This is a genomic window from Streptomyces ambofaciens ATCC 23877 (genome assembly GCF_001267885.1).
Classification (GTDB): Bacteria; Actinomycetota; Actinomycetes; order Streptomycetales; family Streptomycetaceae; genus Streptomyces; species Streptomyces ambofaciens.
Map to the genome: position 1 here is coordinate 7,174,103 of NZ_CP012382.1, position 26,803 is coordinate 7,200,905.

Annotated in this window: 23 protein-coding genes; 12 read left to right on the plus strand and 11 right to left on the minus strand. The window is 73.6% G+C overall.

The window, feature by feature from the left end:
• Positions 1-70 precede the first annotated feature (70 nt).
• The gene (locus tag SAM23877_RS31490; protein WP_053140491.1) at positions 71-1,201 is read left to right on the plus strand and encodes a hypothetical protein; all 1,131 of its coding nucleotides are present in this window, start codon (positions 71-73) and stop codon (positions 1,199-1,201) included.
• Here SAM23877_RS31490 and SAM23877_RS31495 read toward each other — a convergent pair.
• Together SAM23877_RS31495 and SAM23877_RS31500 are read right to left on the minus strand one after the other, a co-directional pair.
• Positions 1,198-2,439: an MFS transporter gene (locus tag SAM23877_RS31495; protein WP_053140495.1), complete on the minus strand. Its 1,242-nt coding sequence runs from the start codon at positions 2,437-2,439 to the stop codon at positions 1,198-1,200. The two genes, SAM23877_RS31490 and SAM23877_RS31495, sit on opposite strands and share 4 nt — an antisense overlap.
• Before the next feature lie 171 nt (positions 2,440-2,610).
• Positions 2,611-3,489, minus strand: coding sequence for an alpha/beta fold hydrolase (locus SAM23877_RS31500; protein WP_053140498.1), 879 nt, complete (start codon positions 3,487-3,489; stop codon positions 2,611-2,613).
• A gap of 148 nt (positions 3,490-3,637) precedes the next feature.
• On the opposite strand from SAM23877_RS31500, the gene SAM23877_RS31505 reads away from it, so the two are divergent.
• The 4 genes from SAM23877_RS31505 to SAM23877_RS31520 all read left to right on the plus strand — a co-directional run bounded on the left by SAM23877_RS31505 (position 3,638) and on the right by SAM23877_RS31520 (position 8,389).
• Complete coding sequence (locus tag SAM23877_RS31505) at positions 3,638-5,608, plus strand: AfsR/SARP family transcriptional regulator (protein ID WP_053140501.1); 1,971 nt, start codon at positions 3,638-3,640, stop codon at positions 5,606-5,608.
• Positions 5,609-5,725: 117 nt separating this feature from the next.
• On the plus strand, positions 5,726-6,160 hold the full coding sequence (locus tag SAM23877_RS31510) for a PPC domain-containing DNA-binding protein (RefSeq protein WP_053140504.1): 435 nt from the start codon (positions 5,726-5,728) through the stop codon (positions 6,158-6,160).
• 108 nt (positions 6,161-6,268) lie between these two features.
• Positions 6,269-7,285 carry a sigma-70 family RNA polymerase sigma factor gene (locus SAM23877_RS31515; RefSeq protein WP_053140507.1) on the plus strand — a complete coding sequence of 339 codons (1,017 nt, stop codon included), beginning with the start codon at positions 6,269-6,271 and terminating at the stop codon, positions 7,283-7,285.
• Positions 7,286-7,381: 96 nt separating this feature from the next.
• Positions 7,382-8,389, plus strand: a complete 1,008-nt coding sequence (locus SAM23877_RS31520; protein ID WP_053140510.1) for a TerC/Alx family metal homeostasis membrane protein — start codon at positions 7,382-7,384, stop codon at positions 8,387-8,389.
• A 7-nt stretch (positions 8,390-8,396) separates the two neighbouring features.
• Here the strand turns inward: SAM23877_RS31520 and SAM23877_RS31525 are convergent, their stop codons facing one another.
• Complete coding sequence (locus SAM23877_RS31525; RefSeq protein ID WP_053140513.1) at positions 8,397-8,744, minus strand: hypothetical protein; 348 nt, start codon at positions 8,742-8,744, stop codon at positions 8,397-8,399.
• Positions 8,745-8,912: 168 nt separating this feature from the next.
• Positions 8,913-9,476: an NAD(P)H-dependent oxidoreductase gene (locus SAM23877_RS31530; protein WP_053140516.1), complete on the minus strand. Its 564-nt coding sequence runs from the start codon at positions 9,474-9,476 to the stop codon at positions 8,913-8,915.
• Positions 9,477-9,620: 144 nt separating this feature from the next.
• Between SAM23877_RS31530 and SAM23877_RS31535 the strand changes: the two genes are divergently transcribed.
• Entirely contained in the window at positions 9,621-10,289 is a 669-nt protein-coding gene (locus tag SAM23877_RS31535; RefSeq protein ID WP_053140519.1) for a TetR/AcrR family transcriptional regulator, read from the plus strand.
• A 428-nt stretch (positions 10,290-10,717) separates the two neighbouring features.
• Entirely contained in the window at positions 10,718-11,752 is a 1,035-nt protein-coding gene (locus SAM23877_RS31540; RefSeq protein ID WP_079030551.1) for a LacI family DNA-binding transcriptional regulator, read from the plus strand.
• 25 nt (positions 11,753-11,777) lie between these two features.
• Here SAM23877_RS31540 and trxA read toward each other — a convergent pair whose 3' ends face one another.
• Positions 11,778-12,176: a thioredoxin gene (trxA, locus tag SAM23877_RS31545; RefSeq protein WP_053140525.1), complete on the minus strand. Its 399-nt coding sequence runs from the start codon at positions 12,174-12,176 to the stop codon at positions 11,778-11,780.
• Between the two features lie 118 nt (positions 12,177-12,294).
• Here trxA and SAM23877_RS31550 point away from each other — a divergent pair, with 118 nt between their 5' ends.
• Positions 12,295-13,728 carry a dihydrolipoyl dehydrogenase family protein gene (locus tag SAM23877_RS31550; protein WP_053140528.1) on the plus strand — a complete coding sequence of 478 codons (1,434 nt, stop codon included), beginning with the start codon at positions 12,295-12,297 and terminating at the stop codon, positions 13,726-13,728.
• A 136-nt stretch (positions 13,729-13,864) separates the two neighbouring features.
• Here SAM23877_RS31550 and SAM23877_RS31555 read toward each other — a convergent pair whose 3' ends face one another.
• Positions 13,865-14,509, minus strand: a complete 645-nt coding sequence (locus SAM23877_RS31555; RefSeq protein ID WP_053140531.1) for a peptide deformylase — start codon at positions 14,507-14,509, stop codon at positions 13,865-13,867.
• A gap of 141 nt (positions 14,510-14,650) precedes the next feature.
• Here SAM23877_RS31555 and SAM23877_RS31560 point away from each other — a divergent pair, with 141 nt between their 5' ends.
• A complete protein-coding gene (locus SAM23877_RS31560) occupies positions 14,651-16,072 on the plus strand; it encodes a PepSY-associated TM helix domain-containing protein (RefSeq protein WP_053140533.1) in 1,422 nt (473 codons plus the stop codon).
• Between the two features lie 141 nt (positions 16,073-16,213).
• Here SAM23877_RS31560 and SAM23877_RS31565 read toward each other — a convergent pair whose 3' ends face one another.
• Positions 16,214-16,561, minus strand: a complete 348-nt coding sequence (locus SAM23877_RS31565) for a tetratricopeptide repeat protein (RefSeq protein ID WP_053140536.1) — start codon at positions 16,559-16,561, stop codon at positions 16,214-16,216.
• Between the two features lie 137 nt (positions 16,562-16,698).
• On the opposite strand from SAM23877_RS31565, the gene SAM23877_RS31570 reads away from it, so the two are divergent.
• A complete protein-coding gene (locus SAM23877_RS31570) occupies positions 16,699-17,664 on the plus strand; it encodes a pirin family protein (RefSeq protein WP_053140539.1) in 966 nt (321 codons plus the stop codon).
• A gap of 100 nt (positions 17,665-17,764) precedes the next feature.
• Here SAM23877_RS31570 and SAM23877_RS31575 read toward each other — a convergent pair whose 3' ends face one another.
• From SAM23877_RS31575 to SAM23877_RS31585, 3 genes are read right to left on the minus strand one after another with little or no spacing between them, the layout of a single operon-like run.
• Positions 17,765-19,363 (minus strand): class I adenylate-forming enzyme family protein, encoded by a 1,599-nt coding sequence (locus SAM23877_RS31575; protein ID WP_053140544.1) that lies wholly within the window; start codon positions 19,361-19,363, stop codon positions 17,765-17,767.
• A gap of 3 nt (positions 19,364-19,366) precedes the next feature.
• Positions 19,367-21,202, minus strand: a complete 1,836-nt coding sequence (locus tag SAM23877_RS31580) for an ABC transporter ATP-binding protein (RefSeq protein ID WP_053140547.1) — start codon at positions 21,200-21,202, stop codon at positions 19,367-19,369.
• Complete coding sequence (locus SAM23877_RS31585) at positions 21,202-23,061, minus strand: ABC transporter ATP-binding protein (RefSeq protein WP_053140550.1); 1,860 nt, start codon at positions 23,059-23,061, stop codon at positions 21,202-21,204. The genes SAM23877_RS31580 and SAM23877_RS31585 overlap by 1 nt, the downstream gene beginning before the upstream one ends.
• A gap of 785 nt (positions 23,062-23,846) precedes the next feature.
• Between SAM23877_RS31585 and SAM23877_RS41500 the strand changes: the two genes are divergently transcribed.
• On the plus strand, positions 23,847-24,473 hold the full coding sequence (locus SAM23877_RS41500) for a response regulator transcription factor (RefSeq protein ID WP_053140553.1): 627 nt from the start codon (positions 23,847-23,849) through the stop codon (positions 24,471-24,473).
• On the opposite strand, the gene SAM23877_RS39760 is transcribed toward SAM23877_RS41500, so the two are convergent.
• On the minus strand, positions 24,463-24,657 hold the full coding sequence (locus SAM23877_RS39760) for a hypothetical protein (protein ID WP_159042029.1): 195 nt from the start codon (positions 24,655-24,657) through the stop codon (positions 24,463-24,465). The two genes, SAM23877_RS41500 and SAM23877_RS39760, sit on opposite strands and share 11 nt — an antisense overlap.
• A 155-nt stretch (positions 24,658-24,812) precedes the next feature.
• Here SAM23877_RS39760 and SAM23877_RS31595 point away from each other — a divergent pair, with 155 nt between their 5' ends.
• Positions 24,813-26,225 (plus strand): condensation domain-containing protein, encoded by a 1,413-nt coding sequence (locus tag SAM23877_RS31595; protein ID WP_159042030.1) that lies wholly within the window; start codon positions 24,813-24,815, stop codon positions 26,223-26,225.
• The last annotated feature ends 578 nt before the right edge of the window (positions 26,226-26,803 follow it).

The following is a 26,803-nucleotide window of genomic DNA, read 5'->3' on the forward strand; positions in this document are numbered from 1 at the left end:
TTGTCACACCCCCTCCCCATACTGGTGGCCTCAGGGACCTCAGGGAGCGGACGCCGAGGAGGGGGTGGGCATGCGGACGGTGTACAGCGGTGAACTGCACGTCGCCCACGGGCGGTTCCATGTGGACAGCAGACCCACGCGGGACGCTCCGGGCACGACCCCGGCCTGTGCCGGACAGGCCAACGGACTGTGCGGCGCGGCCGTCCCCGGGCACCTCCTCCTCGTCACCGGGCTGCACACCGGCCGGGTCGGTCTGACCGTCGAGGTGCACGGGGCGGCGCCACCGCTCGACGACGGCTGGGAGGACGTGGTGGAGGCGTCCTTCCGGCCGGCCTCCGCCTCGACGGTCGTCCTGCCGCCGGGCGACGGTCCGCTGTGCGCCCTGGACCTGCTCCCGACCGACCACCGGGTGCGCTACTGCGGGCGCGGCATGGACCGGGTCAGGGAGGAGGAGCGCGCCGTACGCGAGGACGGCCCGCCGGTCGACCACTACCTGCTGCAGTTCTGGCCGGCTCCACCCGCCCCGGACCTCGTCGTCCGGCAGACCTCGCACAGCGCCGCGCACCGGCACCGGCACGCCCGCGGCCTGCCGCCACCGCCGAGGCCCGAGGACCGGTCCGCGGCCGAACTTCGCCGGCGGGCGCAGTGGAGCGCGGGCGAGCGGCCCGCACGGGAGCACGCGGAAGCGCTGTCCTGGGGCGGACGGCTGCCCAGTCGCCGCCTGCGCGAGGCCGGCGGCGACGCGCGGGGACTCGCCTCGCTCGACCGCGAGCTGGTCGACGCCGTCGACACGGTGTGTCCGGCCACCCAGCGGGACCTCGCCCGCTGGGCCGCCCGTCGAGCCCTGTCCGTGGCCGGGCTGGACGGTATCGACTGGATCGAGTCCGCGCTGGCGGCGCTGGACCGCGGGGAGCCGCTGCCGGACCCCTTCGACGATCCCCGGCACGCCTGGGACCGGTTCTTCGCCGACGACCGCGTCTTCGGTCCGGCGGCGGACGCGCCGGACGGATGCCGTGGCGACCTGCTGCGACAGGCGATGGCCATGCCCGCGCTGCTCGCCGCGGCCGGGCCGGACCCGTTGAGCGCCGCCCTGGACGCGCTCTTCGCCGCGGCCGTCACCCACGGCACCGACTGCCCCGCCCTGTTCGCGCAGGTCCGCCGCCGGTTCCCCGCGCTGGACCGCGGAACACCGGGGCCCTAGACCGGCGCGTGGTCGTGCCGGGGCAGCAGCAACGGGGTCGCCAGCATGAGCACCCCCGCGAGAGCGATCGCGGCACGCGGCCCGGCGAGGCCGGCCAGCAGGCCCCACAGGGCGGTCAGGGCCGCGGTCGCCAGCTTGCCGCTGACCGTCCAGGCGGACAGGGTGCGGGCGACCCGGTCCGAGGGGGTCAGTTCGAGCCGGCGCGTGGCGAGCACCGGGCCGAACACACCCATGCAGGTGATCAGACCGAACTCGACGACCATCACGAGGACGAGCCCGCCGGTGCCGGGACCGACGAAGGCCAGCCAGACGGGCCAGCACACCCGCAGCACCCCACCGACGACCAGCACCCGGTGCTCCCCGAAGCGGGCCACGAGCCGACGGGCCAGGCGTGACCCGACCAGCCCGCCGACGCACGGCACCGCGAAGGCGAGGCCGTACTGCCACGGCGTGAAACCCAGGTCGCCCAGCATGAGGACGGCGAGCGGCGGCGCGGTCGCCATGATCAGACCGTTGACCAGCAGCGAGTTGAGGAACAGCGGACGCAGGCCCGGGGTGGCGAGGACGTACCGCCACCCCTCCAGCAGGTCACCGGCCCGCAGCCCGGCTGCGCCGTCGGCACGCCGGGGACGCGGCTCCCCGCCGCCGATCGCACGGATGCCCAGGGCCGACAGCAGATGGCTGACCGCGTCGACCGCCACCGTCACCACCGGACCGGCCAGCTGGATCATCACCCCGCCGACCGGCGGCCCGAGCATGGTCGCGGTCCAGGTCGTCGCCTCGAAACGGCCGTTCGCGGCCAGCAGGTCCTCCCGGCGCACCAGTGCCTTGAGACAGGCGCCCGCGGCGGCCCGGAAGGTGATGTCCGCCGCCGCCACGACGACCGACACCACCAGCAGGTGGGCGAAGCCGAGCCGGCCGAACGCGTACGCGACGGGCACACTCAGCAGCACCGCGCACCGCACCAGATCCGTCGCGATCATGACCGGTCGTTTGCGCCGGAACTCCACCCACGGCCCCAGTGGCACCGCCACCAGCGCGCCCACCGCGAGACCGGCCGCGGCCAGCGCCGCCACCCGCGCGGGACCGGCGTCCAGCACCACGACCGCGATCAGCGGAAAGGCGTCGAAGGCGAGCCGCGTGCCCAACGTGCTGACGGCGTACGCGCCCCACAGCCACCCGAACCGCCGCCCCAGCGACCCGCTCCTCGACCCATCCGACTTCGACACGCCCGCCATCCAAGCGAGCGGCGGCCCCCGTGATCAAACAACCGACCGGAGACGGGACACAACCGGCGGTTGTACGCGGGTGGCGCCGCCTTGTCGCGCGGTGGCCGTGCGGGTGGCGCGGCCTCAGCGCTCGGGCACGTGCCCGGCCCGCCGGCGGCCTCAGGCCGGCACGGACCCGGTCTACCGCCTCAGCAGCTCCCGCAGTGCCCCGCTGACCTCGCCGGGTGCCTCCTCCGCCATGAAGTGGCCGCAGTCGACGGTGTCGTGCCGCAGGTCCGGGGCCCAGGCCCGCCACAGCGCGGCGGCGTCGTAGCCGAGGGCGGCGCCCCAGTCCTGCTGGAGGACGGTGACCGGCATGCGCAGCCGGTTGCCACCCTCGCGGTCCGCCCGGTCGTGGGCGACGTCGATGCCGGCCGAGGCCCGGTAGTCGGCCACGATGGACGGCACCGCCTCGCGGGACGCCTTGAGATAGGCGGCGCGGACGTCGGCGGGCAGGGCGTCCGGGTCCCGGGTCCAGACGTCGAGGAAGTGACCGAAGAACGCGTCCGGCGCGGCACCGATCAGCTGCTCCGGCAGCCCGGGCGGCTGCGCCATCAGGTACAGGTGGAAGCCCACGGCGGCGGAGGTGCCGCGCAGGACGTCCCACATGTCCAGGGTCGGCAGCACGTCCAGCGCCGCCAGGTGGGTCACCGCGTCCGGGTGGTCGAGTCCGGCCCGCACCGCGACGAGCGCGCCCCGGTCGTGGCCGGCCAGTGCGAACCGCTCGTGTCCGAGCGCCCGGGCGAGGGCGACGACGTCGGCGGCCATGGTCCGCTTGGCGTAGGCGGTGCCGTCGGGGTCGGCGGGCTTGTCGCTGGCACCGTAGCCGCGCAGGTCGGGGCAGATGACCGTGTGGTCGGCCGCGAGGTCGGCGGCGACGTGCCGCCACATCAGATGGGTCTGCGGAAAGCCGTGCAGCAGCACGACCGGGCTGCCGGAGCCGCCGACGGCCACCCGCAGGGCGACGCCGTCGGCGACCGCGACGCGGTCGTGGGTGAAATCGGGGATGGTCGGTGCCATGGCTGGGCTGCGCCTCTCTGTTCCACGCCGGGTCCGTTCGCCGGCGTGCCGGTGACGTCTTCGAGCCTGCCGGGCGCGAATCAGCAACGGATCAGCACGCGTACCGTGGTGGCCGGGCGGGCGCGGTCTGGAGCGGAGCGGACGGAACATGGAAGCGGTCACGTTCTCAGTGCTCGGACCGGTCACGGCCGAGCGTGCCGGTGACGTGCTCGCGCTCAGGGGCCCTCGGCACCGTGCCGTGCTGGCCCGCCTGCTCGTCGCCCGGCGGCGGGTGGTCCCGCTCGACCGCCTGGTGGCGGACCTGTGGGACGAACCGCCACCGAGGGCCGTCGGCTCCGTACGCACCTTCGTCGGTGACCTGCGCCGCGCCCTGGAACCCGGCCGTCCACCCCGTGCTCCGGCGCGGCTGCTGGTCACCGAGGGCCCCGGATACACGCTGCGCGCGGCGCCGGACGCGGTGGACGCCTGGCGCTTCGAGGAGGCCGTCGCACAGGCGGACCGGATGCCCGCCGCTCGCGCCCCGGACCTGCTCCGGACGGCGCTGGGGGAGTGGCGGGGCCCCGCCTACGCCGAGTTCGGCGGGGCGCAGTGGGCCCGCGGCGAGCGCCTGCGGCTCACCGAACTGCGACTGCGCGCCGTCGAACGCCGGGCGGAACTGCTGGTGGGCCTGGGACGGGCGGCCGAAGCGGTCCCCGACCTGGACGCCCACCTGGCCGAGCACCCCTGGCGCGAGGAGGCCTGGCGGCTGCACGCCCTCGCCCTGTACCGGGCCGGGCGCCAGGCGGACGCCCTCGCGGTGCTGCGCCGGGCCCGCGCGCTGCTGGCCGGGCACCTGGGGGTCGACCCCGGTCCCCGGCTGCGCCGCCTGGAGGCCGACATCCTCGCCCAGGACCCCGGCCTCGACCCGCCCGGCGAACCGGCGGAGGCCGCGGCCCGGCTGTGGGCGCGCGCGACCGAGGCGTACGACCGCGCGGTCGCCGCCGGTGCCCGCGCCCGCCTGGAGTCCACCGTGGGCCTGCTGCGCCACCTCGCCGTGACCGGCGCCGGCGGCCTGGAAGCGGCCCGGGAGCACCGGGCGGCCGCGGTCGCCGCCGCCGAGGAGACCGGCGACGCGGAGCTGACCGCCCGGGTGATCGGCGCCTACGACGTGCCCGCCAACTGGACCCGCAGCGACGACCCCGAACCGGCCCGGCGGATCGTCGCGGCCGCCGAGCGCACCCTCGCCGCCCTGCCGGACGACACCACCGCCGACGCGGCGCGCTGCCGGCTGCTCGCCACCATCGCCCTGGAGTCCCGGGGCGTCCGCTCCCCGCGCGGCCCCCGAGCGGCGGACGAGGCCGAGCGGATCGCCCGCCGCCTGGACGACCCCGCGCTCCTCGCCTTCGCCCTCAACGGTCTGTTCATGCAGTCCTGCACCACCGCCGGACTGGCCCCGCGCCGGGACGCGATCGGCGCCGAACTCATCGCGCTCGCCGCCCGGCACGGCCTGGTCAACCACGAGGTGCTCGGCCGTCTGATCCGCCTCCAGGCCCGCTCCGCCCTCGCCGACTTCACCTCCGCGGACGAGCACGCCGCCGCCGCGGACCACCTGGCCGAACGGCATGAACGGCCGCTCGTGGGCGTCTTCACCGAGGGGTACCGGGCCCTGCGCCGGGCAGCCGACGGCAGCCCGTACGAGAGCGCGGAGGCCGCCTACCGGTCCGCCGCCGCGCGGCTCGACGGCGCCGGGATGCCGGGTCTGGCATGCGGCCTGCCGCCCCTCGCGCTGCTCGGCCTGCGACTGGCCCACGGCAGGCCGGCGGACGTGGACCCGCTCGCGGACTGGGGACCGTACCGGCCCTGGGCCGCGCCCTTCGCCCTCCTGGACGAGGGGCGTGACGCCGAGGCCCGGGCCGCTCTGGACGCCCTCGCGGAGCCACCTCCCGACCTCCTCTACGAGGCGCTGTGCTGTGCCGAGGCCGCGCTCGCCCTCCGGCTCGATGATCGCCCGGCCCTGGAGCGGACGTACCGGCGGCTGCTGCCCGCCTCCGGTCAACTCGCCGGCGCCGGCAGCGGGTTGCTCACCTTCGGGCCGGTCGACGGATGGCTCGCCGAGATCCGCGCGGCACTCGGCCCGTGACCGCACCACCGGGGGCCGCGCCCGCTCGCGAAGTCCGGCCGGGCGGACCGGCGAGGGACCGCGGCGCCGGAGGCCGGTCCGGCGGTTGTCCCCGCGCGTGCCGGGTACCCGCCGGGCATGGAGTGGCAGCAGGTGCAGGAGGGGCCGTCCGCGGTGTACGTGGTGGTGCTCGACCCCGGCGAGGACGCCGTCGCCGAGCTCACCGCCTTCGCCCGGGACCGGTCTCTCGGGGCGTCCCAGGTGACCGCCGTGGGCGCCTTCTCGGAGGCCGTGGTCGGCTGGTTCGACCGGGAGACCAGGGACTACCGGCGCATTCCCGTCGAGGAGCAGTGCGAGGTGCTGTCGCTGCTCGGGGACATCGCCGTCGGCGACGACGGGCCCACCCCGCACCTGCACGCCGTACTGGGCCTGTCCGACGGCTCCACCCGCGGTGGCCACCTGCTGTCCGGCCGGGTCTGGCCGACGCTGGAGGTCGTCGTACGGGACAGCCCCGCCGAACTGGCCAAGACCCACCGCCCCGACATCGGCCTGGCCCTGATCGACCTCGGCTGAGCCGGCCGCCGCGGAGCGGTGCACGGCCAGGAAGCGGACCGCGGGGCCCGTACGAAAGCCGGGCCGACACCCTCGTCGGACGCGGCACGAGGGGACGGAGGAAGCGACATGGCTCCCCAGGCAGGAACCCGCGGCACCGGCACGGAGGACCGCCGAGCCGCCACCCGCACCGCACGGCTGCGCAGCCGGATCCCCGAACCCGACGAGGAGCCCGACCTGCTCGGCCAGTACCTGGCCCAGATCGGCGCCACCGCGCTGCTGACCGCCGAGGACGAGGTGACACTGGCCCGCCGCATCGAGGCCGGAGTCCGGGCCATGGAGGAACTGGAGGCGGCCGACACCGGCGAACCGGCCCCGACACCCGCGCGCCGCCGCGCGCTGGAGGAGACCGTCCGCGACGGTCGGGCGGCCAAGGACCACATGGTGCGGGCCAATCTGCGGCTGGTGGTCTCGATGGCCAAACGCCACGCCCACCGGGGACTGCCCCTGCTGGACGTCATCCAGGAGGGCAACCTCGGCCTCATCCGCGCCGTGGAGAAGTTCGACCACACCAAGGGCTTCAAGTTCTCCACCTACGCGACCTGGTGGATCCGGCAGGCCATCGAGCGGGGCCTGGCGACCCACGCGCGTACCGTGCGCCTTCCGGTGCACGTCGTCGAGCAGTTGCAGAAGCTGGCCAAGGTCGAGCGCAAGCTGCGCGGCCGGCTGGACCGTGAGCCGACCGCGGACGAGGTGGCGGCCGAGAGCGGCATCGACGGCGACAAGGTCGTCTGGCTGCGCCGGGTGGGACGGGACGCGGTCAGCCTGGACACTCCCGTCGACGAGGCAGGAGAGACCGTCGTCGGCGACCTCATCCCGGACACGGAGGTACTCCAGGCCCCCGAGGTCGCCGAGTTCCAGGCGCTGGCGGCGGAACTGCGGGAGGCCGTCGGCACCCTCGCTCCCCGCGAGGCCATGATCCTCAGCCTCCGCTACGGCCTGCACGACGGCCGCCCGCGCACCCTGCACCAGGTCGCCCAGCACGTGGGACTGACCCGGGAACGAGTCCGCCAACTGGAGAAGGCCTCGCTCGACCACCTGCGCGCCCCCGAGACCCGCGACCGGCTGCTGGACTGGGCGGGCTGATCCGGCGACACGGGGCCGCGCCGGGTTGCCCGCGCCGCTCACCGGAAACACCCTGACCAAGAACCCGTACGCGGTCCCCCAGTGTCAGGAGCCCCGGTGAACGTTTCCCCCACGGTCTGGCTGCTGACCGTCGCGGGCCTGTGCGTCCTCGTCGCCGCCGACTTCTTCATCGGCCGCAAGCCGCACGACGTGTCGATCAGGGAGGCCGGCATCTGGACGGCCGTCTGGGTGGTTCTGGCAGCCCTGTTCGGCGTGGGGCTGCTCGTGTTCGGCGGGGGCGGACCGGGCGGCGAGTTCTTCGCCGGTTACATCACCGAGAAGTCGCTGAGCGTCGACAACCTCTTCGTCTTCGTCCTGATCATGGCGAAGTTCGCGGTGCCCTCCCAGTACCAGCAGCGCGTGCTGATGGTCGGCGTCCTGGTGGCCCTGGTCCTGCGCGCCGGCTTCATCGCGGCCGGCGCGGCGATCATCTCCGCCTTCTCCTGGGTGTTCTACGTCTTCGGCGCCTTCCTGATCTGGACGGCCTGGAAGCTCATCCAGGACGCGCGCAAGGGAGGGCACGACGAGGAGTACGAGGAGAACAAGCTGCTGAAGTCGATCGAGCGCCGTTTCGGCGTCGCCGACCGGTACCACGGCACCAAGCTGTGGATCGAGGAGAACGGCCGGCGGGTGATGACCCCGATGCTGGTCGTGATGCTGGCGATCGGCATGACCGACGTCCTGTTCGCCCTGGACTCCATCCCCGCCATCTACGGCCTGACCCAGGACCCGTACATCGTGTTCACGGCCAACGCGTTCGCCCTGATGGGCCTGCGCCAGCTGTACTTCCTCATCGGCGGCCTGCTGAAGAGGCTCGTGCACCTCTCGTACGGTCTGTCGGTCATCCTGGGCTTCATCGGCGTGAAGCTGGTGCTGCACGCCCTGCACGAGTCCGGGGTCCACGTCCCCGAGATCGGCATCCCCTTCTCGCTCGGCTTCATCGTGCTCGTCCTCGCGGTCACCACGGCGACGAGCCTGTGGGCCGCGAGGAAGCAGGAGCGGGAGCAGGAGGACAGGCAGGAGGAGAGGCAGGAGCAGGGGCAGCCGCGGGGACCGGGCGTCTGACGCCGGCCTACTGGATGGTCCAGCCCACGCTGCCGACGCCCGAGCTGTAGATCGCGCAGACGCCGGAGGACTCGTTGTACTGTCCCGGCGCCAGGGTCACCCACTGGCCCGACACGTCCGGAGCCCAGCCGCAGACGATCTCGGCGCGGAAGGTGACGGTGCGGTCGGTGTTGTTCTTGCAGCCGGCGATGCCGTGGTCCGGATTGTTGTTGTGCACCCAGCCGTCGCAGTCCACGCCGGCCGCCGCCGCGGACGGGGCGGCCTGCGCCGGGACGGCGGAACCCGCCACCGTGAGCGCCAGGGCCGAGACCGTGGCGGCCAGCCCGGCGGCGACGACGTTCTTCCTGCGGTTCATGTGTACCCCCATGAGGTCGCGCGTTCTTCGCTTGCGGGACCAGTCAAGGAGAAGACGGCTTCCGCCGGTACCTCGCACATGTGAGGGTCCGACGGCGCTCGTCCCCGGTACACACCGCGGGACCGGGGCTCGGCGGAGCCCCGGTCCCGTACGGCGTCGTGGCGCGGGTCAGGCGGCGATGGCCTCGTCGGCGTGGCCGTGCAGCCGGGCGACGACCTCGGTCAGCTGGGCGGCGACCTCGGCGTCGTCGGCCGGGTGGACCTCGGCGAAGCGGGTCACCGAACCGGGGATGGACAGCTTGATGTCCTCGATCACCTTGCCGCCGGCGATGCCCACGGCCTTGCGGGTGTCGTCCTGCGCCCACACGCCGCCGTACTGGCCGAAGGCGGTACCGACCACGGCGGCGGGCTTGCCGGCGAAGGCGCCCGCGCCGAACGGGCGGGACAGCCAGTCGATGGCGTTCTTCAGGACGGCCGGGATGGTGCCGTTGTACTCCGGCGAGAAGAGCAGGAAGGCGTCGGAGGCCTGGGCGGCCTCGCGCAGCTTCACGGCGGCGGCCGGGACGCTGCCCTCGACGTCGATGTCCTCGTTGTAGAAGGGGATGTCGGCCAGCCCCTCGAACAGCTGCACCTCGGCACCCTCCGGGGCGAACCGGGCGGCCGCCTCGGCGAGCTGGCGGTTGTGCGAACCGGCGCGAAGGCTGCCGACGAGCGCAAGGATGCGGACAGACATGAGTACTCCCACTGATGACGCGGACGCTGGGGGACAGACGCCGCTGAAACACTGCCGTTACGATCCGGACCGGGGTCCGTTTAATGTCTAACATCCTAACCGGACCGCGGTCCAGTTTTCTTCCCGATGCTTTACGCTGGCGACATGCCAGCCGCCCTGCCGCCCTTCCAGGAGCCCGAGAAGACCGCCGGTCCGCCCGAGCTGTTGCAGCTCGGGCCGTGGACCGAGGAGGACGAGCCCTGCCTGCGCGCCGACGCCGCCCGCAACCGGGCCCGGCTGCTGGAGGCCGCAGCCCGGCTGGTCGCCGAGCACGGCGCGGCCGGTCTGACGATGGAGGCGGTCGCCGCGGCGGCCTCGGTCGGCAAGGGCACGGTGTTCCGCCGCTTCGGCGACCGCACCGGTCTGCTCATGGCGCTGCTGGACCACTCCGAGAAGAAGTTCCAGGCCGCGCTCCTCGGCGGGCCCGCGCCGCTGGGGCCCGGAGCCCCTCCCGTCGAGCGGCTCCGCGCCTTCGGCCTCGCGACACTGCGCCGCTGCGTCGACGAGCTCGAACTGCAGCTGGCCGCAGAGCCCAGCGCCGAACGCCGCTACACCTCCGCACCGCGCCGCTTCCTGCGCGGGCACGTGGCCCTGCTGCTGCGACAGGCGGTCCCCGACGCGGACAGCGAGCTCCTCTCGCACACCCTGCTGGCGTACCTCGACCCCGCTCTGGTCCACCACCTCACCGAGCAGTGCGGGGTGCCTCCGGCGCGGCTGGAGGCAGGCTGGCTGGACCTGGTCGCGCGCGTGACCCGCACGGCACCCCCGGGCTGAGCCCGCGACCACTGCGGTCCTGTTTTGGCGGGCCACTACGTCTTCGGGTGGGGCGCTGTGCCCCTTCGGACGGGCCACCACGTCATCGGGTGGGGCGCTGTGCCCCTTCGGACGGGGCCACGACGTCCTGTCGGGCGGATCACTGTGCCCCGCCGGGTGGGTCGCTGTGCCCCGTCGGGCCGGACGCCCCGCCCAGCAGGGCGGGTCACGCGTCCCGCCGGGTGGGTCGCTGTGCTCCGTAGGGCGGGCCACCGCGTCCCGCCGGGCGGTTCGCTGTGTCCTGTTGGGCGGATCGTTGTGTCCCGCCGGGCGGATCACCGCGTCCGCCGGGCGGTATCGCCACCCCCACCGCGTGGGCCGCCGTCCGTCCGGAATGCGTCGCCCCGCGCGCCGCCCGGCTCTCGGCCTCTGCCAAGATGCCGTACGTCATGGTGCAGATACCGAAACCCCCCGCCGACGAGCCCCTGGCACCGCGCTCCGTCCCCACAAGTGCCGATGTGGCCCGCCTGGCCGGCGTCTCGCGCGCGACCGTCTCCTACGTCCTCAACAACGCCGACGCCGTCCGCATCAGTGAACCCACCCGCCGCCGTGTCCGCGAGGCCGCCAGGGAGCTCGGATACGTCCCGCACGCAGCGGCCCGCTCGCTGCGCGCCGGGCGCAGCCGTACGGTCCTGATGCCCGCGCCGTCCTTCCCCGCCGGACCGCTCTACAGCCGCTTCCTCAGTGAACTCCAGTGGGCCCTCGGCCGCCTGGACTACACCGTCGTGCAGTACGGCACCGCGGGTGCGCACGGCGACGAGGCCGCCCGGGCCTGGGCCGAACTGCGCCCGGTCGCGGTCCTCGTACCGGGCTCCGGCCTGGGCCCGCAGGGAGTGGAGATCCTCAAGCGCTCGGGCGCCCGGGCGGTCTTCACCCTCGGCCCGGAGGCCGTCGAGGGGGCGCACGCCCTGCTCATGGACCACGAGATCGTCGGTCACCGCGCGGCCCGGCACCTCTACGGCCGGGGCCGGCGGGGGATCGGTGTGGTCGTCCCCGCGGAGGACGGCCTGGGGATCTTCTCGACGCCGCGTCTGGAGGGTGTCCGTCGCGCCGTTCGCGGTACAGACGCCACCGTCACCGAGCTGCCGCTCGCCTACGACGAGCGGGACGCGGCCCGGGTGGCCGCCCGCTGGGGATCGCTCGGTCTGGACGCCGTGTTCGCGTACAACGACGAGTACGCGATGCTGCTGATGCGCGCCCTGCAGGACGCGGGGACCGACGTCCCCGGCGACACCGCAGTGATCGGCGCCGACGATCTGATGCTGGGACGGCTGCTGAGGCCCCGGCTGAGCACCGTCCACCTGGAACTGCCCTCCGGCCGCGACCTGGCCGCACTGGTCGACCGCGCGGTGAACGATCCCGGGGCCGCGCCCGAGCGGCACGAGGTGCTGGGCGCGGCGGTAGTGCACCGCGAGTCGACCTGACCGGCGACGGGTCCGCGGGGTCCGTCTACCGGCCGTCCTGCCCGGCCTGGCCCTCGGCCTGCGCCTGCTGGTCGGCGACCGCCTTGCGGACCTCGTCCATGTCGAGCTTCCGGGCCTGACCGATGACGTCCGTCAGCGCCTCCTCCGGCAGGGCGCCCGGCTGCGCGAAGACGGCCACCTGGTCCCGGACGATCATCAGCGTCGGGATCGACTGGATGCCGAAGGCCTGTGCCAGCTCGGGCTGCGCCTCGGTGTCCACCTTGCCGAACACCAGGTCGGGGTTGGCCTCGGCCGCCTTCTCGTAGACCGGGGCGAACTGACGGCACGGACCGCACCACGACGCCCAGAAGTCGATCAGGACGAACTCGTTGTCCGTGACCGTCTGGTCGAAGTTCTCCTTGGTGAGCTCCACGGTGCTGCTCATGGTGTGACCCTCTTCCTGGGTTCGGGGCAAAGCCGTCGGCACAACACTGCCGACCTGGTGGGTATTCCGCGCACGTACCCATGTGGCCACGTCGCACACCACCCACCAGACTGGCCCCATGACGCAATCGGATTCCATCGCGTACGACGTCGTCGTGATCGGCGCGGGCCCCGTGGGGGAGAACGTCGCCGACCGCACCCGGGCGGCCGGACTGGCGACCGCGATCGTGGAGAGTGAACTGGTCGGCGGCGAATGCTCCTACTGGGCGTGCATGCCCAGCAAGGCCCTGCTGCGCCCCGTCCTCGCCCGCGCGGACGCCCGCCGCCTGCCCGGTCTGAGCCGGTCGGTGCAAGAACCCCTCGACGCCGCGGCGGTCCTCGCCCGCCGAGACGAGTTCACCTCCCACTGGAAGGACGACGGCCAGGTCCGCTGGGTGGAGGGCATCGGAGCCGACCTGTACCGCGGCCAGGGCCGGCTGGCGGGGCCGCGCACGGTGGAGGTGACCGCGCCCGACGGCACCCGCCGGGTACTGACCGCCCGCCACGCCGTCGCCGTCTGCACCGGCAGCGGCGCCGCCTTGCCCGCCCTGCCCGGACTGGCGGAGGTGCGCCCCTGGACCAGCCGTGAGGCCACCAGCGCCGAGGCCGCGCCCGGCAGGCTGATCGTGGTCGGCGGCGGAGTCGTCGCCGTCGAGATGGCCACCGCCTGGCAGGCCCTCGGCTCCCGAGTCACGCTCCTGGTGCGCGGCACCGAGGGCCTGCTCGCGCGGATGGAACCGTTCGCCGGCGAGCTGGTCGCCGAGGCCCTCACCGAGGCCGGCGTCGACATCCGCACGGGTACCTCCGTCGCCTCCGTCACCCGGGAGGACGGCACCGTCGTGGCGGTCACCGACGCCGGTGACCGTGTCGAGGCCGACGAGATCCTGTTCGCCACCGGCCGCGTCCCCCGCACCGGCGACATCGGCCTGGAGACCGTCGGCCTCGAACCCGGCTCGTGGCTCCCCGTCGACGACAGCCTCCGCGTCGAGGGGCACGACTGGCTCTACGCCGTCGGCGACGTCAACCACCGTGCCCTGCTCACCCACCAGGGCAAGTACCAGGCGCGCATCGCGGGCGCCGCCATCGCCGCCCGCGCCTCCGGGGGGCCGGAACTGGACGCCGGCCCGTGGGGCGCGCACGCCGCCACCGCCGACCACGACGCCGTGCCCCAGGTGGTGTTCACCGACCCCGAGGCGGCGTCCGCCGGCCTCACCCTGGCCGAGGCCGAGCAGGCCGGCCACCGCGTCCGCGCCGTCGACGTGGACATCGCGGTGGCGGGCTCGAGCCTGTACGGCGACGGCTACAAGGGCCGCGCCCGCATGGTCGTCGACCTGGAGGAGGAGATCGTCCGCGGGGTCACCTTCGTCGGCCCCGGCGTGGGCGAACTGATCCACTCCGCGACCGTCGCCGTCGCCGGGCGGGTGCCGGTCAGCCGCCTGTGGCACGCGGTCCCGTCGTACCCGACGATCAGCGAGGTGTGGCTGAGGCTGCTCGAGGCGTACCGGGACAACTGACCGCACGGGGGCGGGACGGACCGGACTGCACCGGACCGGATCGGACCGCACCGGACCGGGCCGGGCCGAACCGGTCCGGGGGGACGGGCCAGGTGGAGCGCCCGTCCCCCGCCGCCACCCGCCCTCCCGCACCTCGTCAGGGCAGCTCGAAACCGAGCGCCGCCGCCGCCCGGTCCGGTGTCGCCTGCGCCCACCGCTCGGCCATCGCGTCGTTCGACGCGAACGACCGCAGTTCGGCCCGGTCCAGATACAGCACGCCGTCGAGGTGATCCGTCTCGTGCTGCACGATCCGGGCCGGCCAGCCCTCGAACACCTCGTCCACCGCGCGCCCGTGCTCGTCGCGCGCCACCAACCGCACCTCGGCGTGGCGCGCCACCACCGCCTGCCAGCCCGGCACGCTCAGACAGCCCTCGTAGAACGCGGCCCGGCCCGGACCGGCGGGCTCGTACGACGGGTTGACCAGCACCCGGAACGGCTGCGGCACCCGACCGCGCGCCACCCGCACCTCGTCCGGGACCGGTGCCGGGTCCTCGATCACCGCGATCCTGAGCCCCACCCCCACCTGCGGCGCGGCCAGGCCCACACCCGGCGCCGCGCGCATGGTGAGACGCAGCGCCTCCACGAACCGTGCCAGCAGCGCGGGTTCCAGCTGCCCGTCGAAGGGCTCGGCGGGGCGGCGCAGCACTGGATCGCCGGCCGCGACGATCGGCAACGGGCCGTCACCGGCGAGCAGTTCCGCGACCCGCTCGGCAAGGGGCGCGCGATCACTCGGAGTTCCCATCGCGCCAGGATGCCACGGCCCGCGCAGCCCCGAGACCCGCGAACGTGACGCACGCCACTTCCACCACGGGGAACCGGGCGCTCTCCCGTTCCGACCACTGGAACCACCCCGTCCCCACGACGTCCCCGGAGCACCCCACTGATGACCGCCACCACCTCCCCGCCCGCGACGGACGAGGCACCGGACCGGGCGGCGCCGCCCCCACCCGGCACCTGGGCCCCGCTGCGCCCGCTCGTCCTGCGCCTGCACTTCTACGCCGGGCTGTTCGTGGCACCCTTCCTGCTGGTCGCCGCGGCCACCGGCTTCCTCTACGCGGCCTCGTTCCAGGCCGAGAAGCTGCTCTACGCGCACGAACTGACCGTCCCCGACGCCGGTGAGCGCAAGCTCCCCGTCTCCGAGCAGGTCGCCGCCGCCCGGCAGGCCCACCCCGACGGCACGGTCTCGGCCGTACGCCCCTCGCCGGACGCGGACGCCACCACCAGGGTGCTGCTCTCCGGGGTCGAGGGCGTCGACCCGAACCACACACTCGCGGTCTTCGTCGACCCGTACACCGCGAAGGTGCGCGGAGCCCTGGAGCAGTACGGTTCGAGCGGCGCGCTGCCGTTGCGCACCTGGATCGACGAGTTCCACCGGGACCTGCACCTGGGTGAACCGGGCCGCCTGTACAGCGAGTTCGCCGCGAGCTGGCTCTGGGTGATCGCGGGCGGCGGCCTGGTGCTGTGGTTCTCCCGCCGCCGGGCCCGGCGCAAGTTGCGCGGCACCCGGGGCCGGCGCCGCAGCCTGGGCCTGCACGGCACGGTCGGCGCCTGGGTCGCCGCCGGGTTCGTCTTCCTCTCGGCCACCGGACTGACCTGGTCGACGTACGCCGGGGCGAACATCGAGGAGCTGCGCGTCTCCCTCGGGCAGACCACCCCGTCCGTGTCGGCGTCGGCCGCCGGGGGCGGCGAGCACGCGGGCCACGGCGCGGCGGCGGGGACCGGCGGGGACGCCGCGCACGGGGTCGGCCTGGACAAGGTCCTGGCCGCCGCGCGGGGCGAGGGCCTGAGCGACCCCGTGGAGATCGTCCCGCCCGCCGACGCCTCCTCGGCCTATGTGGTCAAGCAGGTGCAGCGCAGCTGGCCCGAGAAGCAGGACTCGGTCGCGATCGACCCGGTGACGGGCGAGGTGACCGACGTCCTGCGCTTCGCCGACTACCCGGTACTGGCCAAGCTCAGCCGCTGGGGCATCGACCTGCACACGGGGAGCCTGTTCGGCCTCGCCAACCAGATCGGGCTGATGGCGCTGGCCGCCGCCCTGATCCTGCTCATCGTCCTGGGCTACCGCATGTGGTGGCAGCGCGGCCGGGGCTCCGTCTTCGGCCGTCCCGTCCCGCGCGGTGCGTGGCAGCAGGTGCCACCGGCGGTCCTCGTACCGCTGCTGGCGGCCGTCGCCGTCCTCGGCTACTTCGTACCGCTGCTGGGCGTCCCGCTGGCCGTGTTCGTCGCGGTCGACGTGGTGCTCGGCGAGATCGCCCACCGGCGGGGGCGGCGGACGTACGCCGGTGGTACGACGGCGAAGCGGTGAGACGGACGGCGCGGCGGGAGCACGGAACCGCACTCCCGCCGCGCCGCGACCCAAGGGTGTCCGACGAGCGCTCGGCATCCGCCGGCCCGCCTCTCCTCGACCCGCCGGCCCGCCGACCGGCTCCGCCGTCAGGCCGCCCGCTCAGCGGTCGGCGAAGTCGCCGGCCAGGGCGGCGGCGATCCGCAGCTGCGCGTCGGCCTCCTCCTGCCGCCCCTGCCGTTCGAGGGTGCGTCCCAGCATCAGCCGGGCGTACCGCTCGACGGGATCGCGCTCGACGACGAGACGCAGCTCGGCCTCCGCGCGCCGGAGCTGGGCCGAGTGGTAGTAGGAACGCGCCAGCAGCAGCCGGGGCCCGGTCTGCTCGGGCACCTCCCCGACCAGCCCGCTCAGGACGCGCGCCGCGGCGGCGTAGTCCTTGGCGTCGAAGAACATCCGCGCGCGCTCCCAGCGCTCCGCCGTCGTTCCGTGGTCGTAGTACGTCGTGTCCACTGGTGACCTCCTTCGGTGTGCTGCAACCACCCCAGGTCGTTGAACATTCCACCACTGGTTCGGAGGGTTCCGCCGACCGTGGGGACGGCCGCGGGACGGTCTGACGCGGAGGCTCGTCCGGGGCTAGGTTGGGCGGCATGAGCAATCTCGATCGCGAGGCGGTTCCCTCCCTGTGCGGCGGCCGCGGCTTCGTGGTGGCGGAACCCGTGCGTGAACTCCTCAGCCCCCGGCAGGTGAGACTCGGCGAGTCCACCGAGGTCCGCCGACTGCTGCCCAACCTGGGCCGGCGCATGGTCGGCGCCTGGTGCTTCGTCGACCACTACGGCCCCGACGACATCGCCGACGAGCCCGGCATGCAGGTGCCCCCGCACCCGCACATGGGCCTGCAGACGGTCAGCTGGCTGCACGAGGGCGAGGTGCTGCACCGCGACTCGACCGGCAGCCTCCAGACCATCCGCCCGCGCCAGCTGGGTCTGATGACCTCGGGTCACGCGATCAGCCACTCCGAGGAGAGCCCGCGGTCGCACGCCCGCCACCTGCACGGCGCACAGCTGTGGGTCGCCCTCCCGGACGCCCACCGCCACACCGACCCGCACTTCGAGTTCCACGCCGAACTGCCCCGTGTCACGGCGCCCGGCCTCACCGCCACCGTGCTCCTCGGCAGCCTCGACGGCACCACCTCGCCGGGGACGACCTACACCCCGCTCGTCGGCGCCGACCTGTCCCTCACCGCCGGCACGGACGTACGCCTCCCGCTGGAACGGGACTTCGAGTACGCCGTCCTGTCCATGAGCGGCGAGGCCCACGTCGACGGCGTGCCCCTGGTACCGGGCTCGATGCTCTACCTGGGCTGCGGTCGCGGCGAACTCCCCCTGCGCGCCGACTCGGACGCGGACCTGATGCTCCTGGGCGGCGAGCCGTTCGAGGAGGAGCTGATCATGTTCTGGAACTGGATCGGGCGCTCCCAGGAGGAGATCGTCCAGGCCCGCCGGGACTGGACGGAAGGGACGCGGTTCGGAGAGGTCAAGGGGTACGACGGCGCCCCGCTGGCCGCCCCCGAGCTACCGGCGGTTCCGCTGAAGCCTCGCGGAAGGGCTCGTTGACCTGCGGAACACCTGGCCTTGGCGGCATGGGCCGGGGCAGGAAGTCCGATGGCCTGCGGGTGAGTCCCTGAGCCGGTGTGCGACAAGCGGTACGGCGCTCCTACCCGCCGTCGCCGTCGCCGTCGGGAGCGGCGCGTACCGCCGCACGCCGGACCTTGCCCATGGAGTTCTTCGGCAGGGCGGAGACGAAGTCGACCGCGGTGGGGACCTGGTGGGAGAGGAGGCGGGCACGGCAGTGGGACGTCAGTTCCGCCGCGGGCAACGGAGTCACGGCGACGACGGTGGCCCGGACGCGTTCGCCGGTGTCGCCCGTCTCCTCGCCCCAGACCACCGCCTCGGCGACCGACGGGTGGGCGAGGAGGACCCGTTCCACCTCAAGGGGGTTCACCTTCTTGCCGCCCACGTTGATGAAGGAGTCCTTGCGGCCGACCAGGTGCAGGTGACCCTCCGGGCCGATGCGGGCCACGTCGCCGGTGGCGTACCAGCCGTCGCGGAAGGCCCGCCGGGTGGCCTCGGGATGGCCGAGGTAGTGCGTGAACATCGCCGGTGTGCGGACCAGCAGCGCCCCCTCCCCGCCCCTCGGCACCTCCCGCCCGTGGTCGTCGACGACACGGACCTGTACGCCGGGCAGGGGGCGGCCCACGCCGCGGTCCGCGCCCGGGCCGTCCTCGGGCCGGTGCGCGGCGATGACCCCGGCCTCCGTGCAGCCGTAGACCTGTCGGACGTCCAGGCCGAGCCGCTCGCGGGCCCGCTGTGCCACAGCCGGCGGCAGGGCGGCCCCCGAAGAGAGGCACAGCCGCAGTGCGCCCGGCGGCCGCGGGGGACGAGAGGCGGCGGCCGCGCGTGTCGTCAGGTCGTAGGCCATGGGAGCGGCGACCAGCACGGTGCAGGCGTGCTCGTCCAGGGCACTCAGGAGCCGTGCGGGGGTGAAGCGGCCGAGGAGAACGAGCTGCGCCCCGGCCCGTAGCGCGGTGACCAGCCCGGCGACCATGCCGAAGGAGTGCAGCAACGGGACGGCGACCAGGACGCGGTCGTCCCCGGTGACGCCGTAGGCGCGCGTGTAGATTCCGCCGCCGTTGACGAGGTTGCGCTGCGTGTGGACGACCGCCTTGGGCTCCCCGGTCGAGCCGGAGGTGTACTGGTACAGGAAGGGGGCGTCGGGTGCGGCGGTCCGTGGCTCGTCGTCGTCGGGCTTGCGGGCGGGGCCTCGCCGTCCTGGTTCGTCCGCGGCGCCGGCCGGCTCGTCCACGGAGACGAGGACGCAGTCGTCGAGCGGGTCCTCTTCCTCGCCGCCGCCGAGCGCGTCCTGCTTCTCGCCGCCGCCGAGCGCGCGGAGTCTCGCCTCGTGTGCCGCGACGAACAGGCGGCCCGTCGCGGCCCGCAGGGCGGCCAGTTGGGGCCGGGTCGTGCCGGGTTCGAGGGGGATCAGGCGTACCCCGAGGCGTGCGGCGGCGAGGAAGGCGACGACGCATTCCGGGGTGTTCTCCAGGAGCAGCGCCGCCGTGCCGTGCTGGGTGAGGCCGAGGGAGTCCCATCGGCGCGCCGTGGCCCGCACCCTTGCGTGCAGTTCCCCGTAGGCCAGGACCTGGCCCCCGCAGCGCACCGCGACGGCGTCCGGGCGGGCGCGGGACGCGCTGTCGAGCAGGTCGTCGAGGGTCGCGGGAAGAGGCGCCTTCCCGGTGGCGGACTCGGTGGCCATCGCTCACGCCTTCCTCTCGACGGCGGACAGCAGACGCGGGTCGTCGGCGGGGTCCTCGTCAAGTCCCTGGTGACGGAAGTACCGGTCGTACAGGCGGTGATAGGCACCGCCACGGGCCAGCAGGGCCGTGTGGTCGCCCTCCTCGGCGATCCGTCCGTCGTCGACGACGACGATCGTGTCGGCCTTGCGGACGGTGGGCAGCCGATGGGCGACGACGATGGTGGTGCGCTCCCTGGCGAGGGCGTCCAGACCTTCCTGCACCTGTGCCTCGGTCAGGGGGTCGATGCTGGCCGTGGCCTCGTCGAGGATCAGCACCGGGGCGTCCTGGAGGAAGACCCGGGCGAGGGCGACGATCTGCCGCTGACCGGTGGACAGATTGCGTCCGCCCTCGTCGGTGGGGGTGTCCAGGCCCTGCGGGAGCTGGGCCAGCCAGTCGCCGTCCGCCACCGCACGTGCGGCGGCCTCGACGTCGTCGCGGGTGGCACCGGGTCGCCCGCGGGCGATGTTGTCGGCGACCGTCCCGGAGAAGAGGAACGGGGTCTGTGTCACGACACCGAGGCAGCGCCGGTACTGGTCGAGGTCCAGGGTGCGCACGTCCTGCCCGTCGACCTCGATGCTTCCCTCCTGGAACTCGTACGCGCGCGTGATCAGCCGCACCAGGCTGGACTTGCCGGCCCCGGTGTGTCCGACGAGCGCCACGGTGCGGCCCGCCGGGACGGTCAGGTTCACGCCCTTGAGGACGGGGTGCCGGGCGTCGTAGCCGAAGCGGACGTCGCGCAGCGTGATCTCGCCGCGCAGGCGCGGGACGGGGAGGCTGTCGCGCTGACGCACCGCGGGCTCGCGGTCGACGAGCGCGAAGACCCGTTCACCGGCGGCCAGGCCCTGCTGGAGCTGGCTCCAGAAGGAGGCGATGCTGGTGAGCGGCGACCAGAACAGGACCAGCGCCTCCAGGAACAGCACCCACTGACCCGCCGTCACACTGCCGGAGTCCACGCCGTGGCCGCCCAGCAGGACCACGGCGACCGTGCCCAGCCCGGTCAGCGAGATCAGCAGCGGGAAGATGCCGCTGAACATGCGGTTCAGTCGCACGCTCGCCCGGAACCAGCGGTGGTTGACCTCGTCGAGTCCTGCCTGCGCGCTCTGCTGGTGGCTGTGGTTGCGCGTCACGGCGATGCCGCGCAGGGTCTCCTGCACATAGCCGTTGACCTCGGCCAGTGCCTCCTGCTGCCGCAGGGAGGCGCTGCGCGCGGCGCGCCGGAAGGCGAGGCTGACGCCGACGACGACCGCGGCGACGAGGGCCGTCACCAGGGCCAGCGGCACGTTGATCAGGAACAGCGCGGTCAGCAGGACGACGATCATCAGCACTTGGCCGAGCAGGCTGAGTACCAGGCTGATCAGCGTCGCGAACGCCTGGGTGTCATTGGTGACCCGGCTGACCACCACACCGGTGGCGTAGGTGTCGTGGAACGTCATGTCCTGTCGCATGGCCGCTTCGAACACGCGTCGGCGCAGGCTGAGGACGACGTCGCTGACCAGGGTTCCGGCCATCCGCTCCTGGAGGTAGGTGAACAGCCAGGCGATCGTGCCCGCGGCGAGGACGGCCGTCACCAGCCAGGCCACCCGGCCGTCGCCGTCGTCGCTCAGGGCGGAGTCGACGGTTCTGGCCAGCAGCAGGGGGACGGCGCTGCCCGCCGCGGCAGCAACGACCACGGCGAGGGCCACGAACGCCACCGTGCCGCCCCTGTTGCGGAAGTAGGGCGCGATCCGGCGGGCCAGCTCGCGGTCGCGGTAGCGGCGGTCGTAGCCGTCCTGCTCGATGCCCTCCAGCAAGTGCGCCATCAGTGGCTCTCCTCCCTGGCGCCCACGGTGCGCGGCCCGGCGGGAGCCGGCTCGTCCAGGTAGGGCGCGAAGATCCGTCGGTAGAACGAGCAGTCCCGCAGGAGCTGTTCGTGGCTGCCCTGGCCGACGATCCGGCCGGCGTCCAGGACGAGGATGTGGTCCGCGGCGCGGATACGGGACAGTCGGGGTGTGACGAGGAACGTGGTGCGCCCGGCGGAGGCCTGCCGCATGGCGCGTTGCAGCTCGTGCTCGGTGACGGCGTCGACGGCGCTGGTCGCGTCGTCCACGGCGAGGACGCGGGGATCGGCCACCAGCGCGCGGGCGATGGCCAGGCGCTGACGCTGCCCGCCGGACAGGGTGACCCCGCGTTCGCCGAGGACGGTGTCGTAGCCGTGCTCGGTCGCCGTGATGAAGTCGTGGGCCTGGGCGGTACGGGCCGCGGCCTCCAGTTCGGCGCGGCCGGCGCCGCTCTCCGCGCCGAGCGCGAGGTTCTCGGCGACGGTGCGGGCGAAGAGCACCACGTCCTGCTCGACGACCGCGATCTGCGAGCGCAGCGACCGGGTGTCCCATTCCGTGGTGGCGACCCCGTCCATCAGCACGCGCCCCGCATCGGGGGAGTAGGTGCGGTTCAGCAGGTGCAGGAGCGTGGACTTGCCGCTGCCGGTGGCGCCGACGACGGCCACGGTGCTGCCGGGAGCCACCCGGAAGGACACGTCGGACAGCACCGGCTTGCCGGGTTCGTAGCCGAAGGTGACGTGTTCCATGGCGACTTCACCGGTGAGCGGCGCGGCATGCAGGCCGCCCTGCTCGTCCTCGCCGTCCGGGTCGTCGACGACCTCTTTGATCCGCTGGGCCCCGGCCATGCCGAGGTAGATGAGCCCGAGGCTGAAGGAGGCGAGCTGGGTGGGTGCGCGCAGGGTGCCCATCAGCCCCAGGACGGCGACGAGTTCGCCGATGCTCAGGGAACCCCCGCGCAGCAGGACCACGGCGTGCACCAGGGCGCCCGCGGTGGCCAGGGTCAGCAGCAGCGGGGGAAGGGACAGCGCCTGGGTGCGGATCTGGCGCACGGAGGCGTCGCGGTAGGCCGTGGCCAGTGCGGCGAACCGGCCACGCTCCTCGTCGACGCCGCCGGTCGACTCGACCACCTCGACCCCGGCGACGCTCTCGGTGGCCTGGGCCGTCATGTCGCCGAAGCGCTCCCGGGCCAGGTCCGACACGGGTTCCAGGCGCCGCCCGTGCTCCGCGAGGGCCACCGCGAACAGCACGACGAAGACGACCGGCGACAGCAGCAGTCGCGGATCCACCAGGGCGACGAAGACGATCGGCATCAGCACGTTGAGGGCCAGGTCGACCGCCATGTCGAAGCCGGGCGACACCATCAGGTTCAGGGACTCGGTGTCACCGGTGGCACGGGCGGACAGGTCGCCGATCCGTCGCCGGTTGAAGTAGCCCTGGCTCTTGCGGAGCAGACTGGCGAAGACCTGGGCGCGCGCCTCGCGCTCCAGCCCGCTGGCGAAGGACTCCAGGCAGTAGGTGGCCACGATGCCGCCCACCGCCCGGACGACCACGAGCGCCAGCAGACCGGCGACGATGGCGTGGAAGGTGCCGAAGTCGGGCGCGGACCCGCCCTGGTCGAGGACCGCGTCGAAGGCCAGGCCGACGACCAGAGGGATCGCCGCGTTCAGCGACTGCCAGACGAGGCTGCCCAGCAGATGGAGGGCGATGTACGGCCGGAACGGCCGCATCTGCGCCAGCAGCCAGCGGGGCACGCCGGCAGGCGCCTCGGCACCGTGAGCGGCGCCGCCCGGGCCCGCTGTGTCGGCCGGATCCTTCCCCGTGGGGACGGTCTCGGCGGTCATCGGCACTCCTTCTCTGGGGTGGGTGGCTGGGTCACATCCGAACCGGCGGGTCCTGGAAAAGCGATCGGCCATGGTTTCGGCCATTGCCTCTCGAATTTTGCGGCTCCCGGGCGCGCGGGGTTTTCCAGCCTGGCTTGAAAATGTCACCGGGGCGTCGCCGGGCGCCGCGGGGAGATGGTCGCTGCTCTCCGGTGGGTTCCGCGGGAGGGCCGCGTACAGGAGATCCGAGCAAGGCGCCGGCCCACGGGCCGAGGCAGGCGAGTGGTCATCCGGCGCGCGGCGAGGCGGCGTGGCCGGGATGGCGGCGCCCCCGGCCGGACGGATGTCGCCCCTGCTCAGAGGGTGTTTCTGTGGCGTGGTGGATCGAGGTTCGGGCTGCGTCGCCACATTTTCCCGCAGCAGTGCAATGGGGTGCGGGGTTGCCCCCGGCATGGAAGCTACTTGTTTTTCGAGAAAAACGAAAGCCTGACTCTGAGGTGTGAAATGCGGCGAGTAGGTGAAAATTAAACAGTGAGTGGAAAGCGTGCGCTCCGGGCATTGCGGAGGCGAGCCGGCCACTCATGCGAAACCATGGAAATGGTTGATCCGGAACCATTCGTCTGGGTACCGTGAGCGTCGTTGTTGAGCATGAGTCGCTATTGCGTACCCATGGCAACTCGGCCGCACTCGCGTGCCGGTACGGGGCAGTCGCGTTCTCCCGGGGGGCCAGAGGCGCAAGGCGGCAGTGAGGAGGAGTACGAGTGAGTCAGACGCTGTGCCACCCCCCCTGTCAAGGAGACCAGCTCGTGGTGACCACTCTTGTGCGCAACGGAACCCCGCGGCTCGGGCTGCGAGCCGTGCTGTCGGACGCCCCTTCCGTGGGCGAGGTCAGGCACTGCGGTGACTGGAGGGAGGTGGAGGATGCCTTGGGCGCGGGTCGAGTCGATGTCCTGCTGCTGCACGAGGACGACTACGTCCGCGATCGGGGAGTGCTCGCCGGCGTCCGGCGCCGACGGCCCAAGTTACTGCTGTTACTCAGCAGTGACGACGTGCGCGAGGAGATACTGGCAGGACCCCCGGTTCCCGACGGATTCCTGGTGGAGGACGAGTTGACCGCCTCCGCGGTCGAGGACGCGCTTCAGCGGACGTTGGCGGGGGAGGTACCCATGCCCACCTCCGTCACCAGAGGACTGCTGGACCGCCTCCGTGAGTCGGGGCAGCACCGGCCGCGCGAGGTCTCCCTGACCGCCCGCGAGAACGAGGTGCTGCTCCTGCTCGCCGAGGGCATGAGCAACAAACAGATCGCCCGGCGCCTCGGCATATCCAGCCATGGCGTCAAGCGCATCGTCGCCAGCCTGTTGCTGAAGCTGGGTGCACCCAATCGGACCGCCGCCGTGGTGACGGCCATACAGAACGGTCTCATCACCTGCTGACGGGCCTCAGCGGCCGGGGGACGTCCCCGTCCGTGCGCCCGGTCACCGTGCCGTCCGTCTCGCGGCGCGGTGACCGGGCGCGGGTGGTCCCGCCCGCGGTCGCGGGTGGCGGCCGGGGTGTCGGCCCGGCCGCCACCTCGGTGACCGGGCCGCCACGCGTCGTGGCGCGACGGGCAACGTTCATGGGGCGATCTTCCAGGGACGGGTGACCCGGGGGGAAGTCTCAAGCGGGCGCACGACCGGTGTACCCGAACGGGCAGGGCCATATGTACCGGTGCCGCCCGCGCCAGGCGGTCGCTACGGTGAGCGGGGCGTGACAGCCCCGGAGAGGAGCGAGCCGTGGCGCTACCCGTTTCGCACCGTGTTCCGTTCCGCGGGAGACGGACCGCCGTCGCGCCGGCCACCTGCGCCCAGCGGCACATGTGGAACCTGATCCAGCGTCAACTGCCCGATGCCGCCTTCTACAACGTGTGCCACTGGGTCGACCTGCCCGGCCGCGGCACCGCACAGGATCTGCTCGCGGTCTTCGCCGAACTGCTCGGCCGCCACGAGTCGCTGCGTACCGGCTTCAGCCGCGCCCCGGACGGCACCCTCGTCCAACGGGTCGCGGAGACCGGGTGGTTCGAGGCCGAAGTGTGGGCCATCGGTCCCGGTGAGGACAAGGAGAGCGTGCTGCACGCCTGGCGGCTTCGCATGCGGCACTCCCCTTTCGAGCCGGCTCGCGCCCCGCTGGTCCGGTTCATGGTCGCCGTCGTCGACGGAGCACCGGTGCTCGCCGGCTTCTGCGTGTCCCATCTGGCGGCAGACCTCGCGTCGCTGCGCCTGCTGGCCGACGAGGTGACCCGGCTGCTCGACGCCGCCTCCTTCGGGCGCCCCTTCCCGCCCGCTGTGCCGTCCCGGCAGCCCGTCGAACAGGCGTGGTTCGAGCGCTCCCCGCGCGGCCGGGCCCTGCTGCGTCGCGCCCATGCGTACTGGCGCCGCCAACTCGCGAGCGCGCCCGCCACCTTGTTCCCCGTGCGTGACGGGACCGGAGGGCAGTCGGCCGGCACCGACGGCGCGTCCACGGCGGCCGTGCGCCACAGCGCCGCTCTGGATTCCCGGGCGGTGGCACTCGCGCTGCCGGTGCTGGCACGGCACTGGCGGGTGAGCACCTCCGCGGTGCTGCTGACCGTCGTCGCCCAGTTCCTCGGCCGCCGGGCCGGATCGTCCTCGTGCACCCTGCGCCTGCTCACGGCCAACCGGGCGGACCCCGAGCTGCGCGGCACCGTCGCCAACCTGCATGCCGAGGTCGCCGTGACGATCGACCTGGAGGGCGATCGCGTCGAGGACGTCGCCCGACGCGCCTTCGCCGCCTGCACCACCGCCTACGCCAACGGTCTCTACGACCCGGACGAGGTGACGGACCTGTTCGAGGCCACCACCCGTGAGCGGGGCGCTCCCGTCGACCTGTCGTATTGCTTCAACGACATCAGGGCGGGCCACGGGTCGCCCGAGGCGTCCGGGGACCGGACACGCCTCGTCTCCGGCGCCGACCTGCGGACCGCGATGGCGGACACGGTGGTCGCGTCCCACGAGTTCGAGGAGGGCGAAACCTTCTTCCTGGTGATCGACGACGAGGAACCGGGCTGGATCCGGGTGGTACTCAACGCCGACAGCAGGGCGCTCACGCCGTCCGAGGTCCGCGGTTTCCTGTACGACGTCGAGCGGACGCTCGTCGAGCACGCCGAACACGCGGTGGCCGACGGGCGTTGACGGGCCTCGTCCCCGGGTGGGCTGACACGGCCGAGGGCACCGGACCGCATCGCAGGGGCTGTGGCCGAAGGCTCCGAGGCATGGCCCCTTGCCGGCTTCATCGCGCCTCGGGGCGCCGCTTGCGCCGACCCCCTGCCGCACTGCCCGCGGTACCGGCGCGGTGGCCCGCGCGGCCGGGCACCTGAACAACCCGCCGCTCTGAGTCGCGGTGAGGCGGATGCCCCGGAGCGGCCCGCGCAGAAGACATGCGGGGGACACCTCCGGCGAACACGTCCGGTGGAGGCCTCCAGCGGTCGCGAGGAGTCCGGGGAGAGGAGAGCACCCTCGCGGGCGCCCCGCGCCGGCCGACCCTCGCGTTGTCGGCGGGAATCCGCGTGTCCCATGGTCCCCGCACCTGTCCACGCCCGCCAGGCGCATCCGGCCGGGCGTTCGGCGTAGCCGGATGACCATAGCCCAAAGTGGGGGTGGCACCATCATCGTGCCCTGGCAAGACTGTTCTCCGAGCCACCCGGAACGGGTCAGGTCGGGCAACGACGCGGCGGTCCTGCAACCGGACGCCGGCCAGTGCCCGGGGCCCG

Coding starts and splice junctions, on each gene's coding strand:
- SAM23877_RS31490 (WP_053140491.1), top strand. CDS start 71: ATGCGGACGGTGTACAGCGGTGAACTGCACGTCGCCCACGGGCGGTTC.
- SAM23877_RS31495 (WP_053140495.1), bottom strand. CDS start 2,439: ATGGCGGGCGTGTCGAAGTCGGATGGGTCGAGGAGCGGGTCGCTGGGG.
- SAM23877_RS31500 (WP_053140498.1), bottom strand. CDS start 3,489: ATGGCACCGACCATCCCCGATTTCACCCACGACCGCGTCGCGGTCGCC.
- SAM23877_RS31505 (WP_053140501.1), top strand. CDS start 3,638: ATGGAAGCGGTCACGTTCTCAGTGCTCGGACCGGTCACGGCCGAGCGT.
- SAM23877_RS31510 (WP_053140504.1), top strand. CDS start 5,726: ATGGAGTGGCAGCAGGTGCAGGAGGGGCCGTCCGCGGTGTACGTGGTG.
- SAM23877_RS31515 (WP_053140507.1), top strand. CDS start 6,269: ATGGCTCCCCAGGCAGGAACCCGCGGCACCGGCACGGAGGACCGCCGA.
- SAM23877_RS31525 (WP_053140513.1), bottom strand. CDS start 8,744: ATGAACCGCAGGAAGAACGTCGTCGCCGCCGGGCTGGCCGCCACGGTC.
- SAM23877_RS31530 (WP_053140516.1), bottom strand. CDS start 9,476: ATGTCTGTCCGCATCCTTGCGCTCGTCGGCAGCCTTCGCGCCGGTTCG.
- SAM23877_RS31535 (WP_053140519.1), top strand. CDS start 9,621: ATGCCAGCCGCCCTGCCGCCCTTCCAGGAGCCCGAGAAGACCGCCGGT.
- SAM23877_RS31540 (WP_079030551.1), top strand. CDS start 10,718: ATGGTGCAGATACCGAAACCCCCCGCCGACGAGCCCCTGGCACCGCGC.
- trxA (WP_053140525.1), bottom strand. CDS start 12,176: ATGAGCAGCACCGTGGAGCTCACCAAGGAGAACTTCGACCAGACGGTC.
- SAM23877_RS31550 (WP_053140528.1), top strand. CDS start 12,295: ATGACGCAATCGGATTCCATCGCGTACGACGTCGTCGTGATCGGCGCG.
- SAM23877_RS31555 (WP_053140531.1), bottom strand. CDS start 14,509: ATGGGAACTCCGAGTGATCGCGCGCCCCTTGCCGAGCGGGTCGCGGAA.
- SAM23877_RS31560 (WP_053140533.1), top strand. CDS start 14,651: ATGACCGCCACCACCTCCCCGCCCGCGACGGACGAGGCACCGGACCGG.
- SAM23877_RS31570 (WP_053140539.1), top strand. CDS start 16,699: ATGAGCAATCTCGATCGCGAGGCGGTTCCCTCCCTGTGCGGCGGCCGC.
- SAM23877_RS31575 (WP_053140544.1), bottom strand. CDS start 19,363: ATGGCCACCGAGTCCGCCACCGGGAAGGCGCCTCTTCCCGCGACCCTC.
- SAM23877_RS31580 (WP_053140547.1), bottom strand. CDS start 21,202: ATGGCGCACTTGCTGGAGGGCATCGAGCAGGACGGCTACGACCGCCGC.
- SAM23877_RS31585 (WP_053140550.1), bottom strand. CDS start 23,061: ATGACCGCCGAGACCGTCCCCACGGGGAAGGATCCGGCCGACACAGCG.
- SAM23877_RS39760 (WP_159042029.1), bottom strand. CDS start 24,657: ATGAACGTTGCCCGTCGCGCCACGACGCGTGGCGGCCCGGTCACCGAG.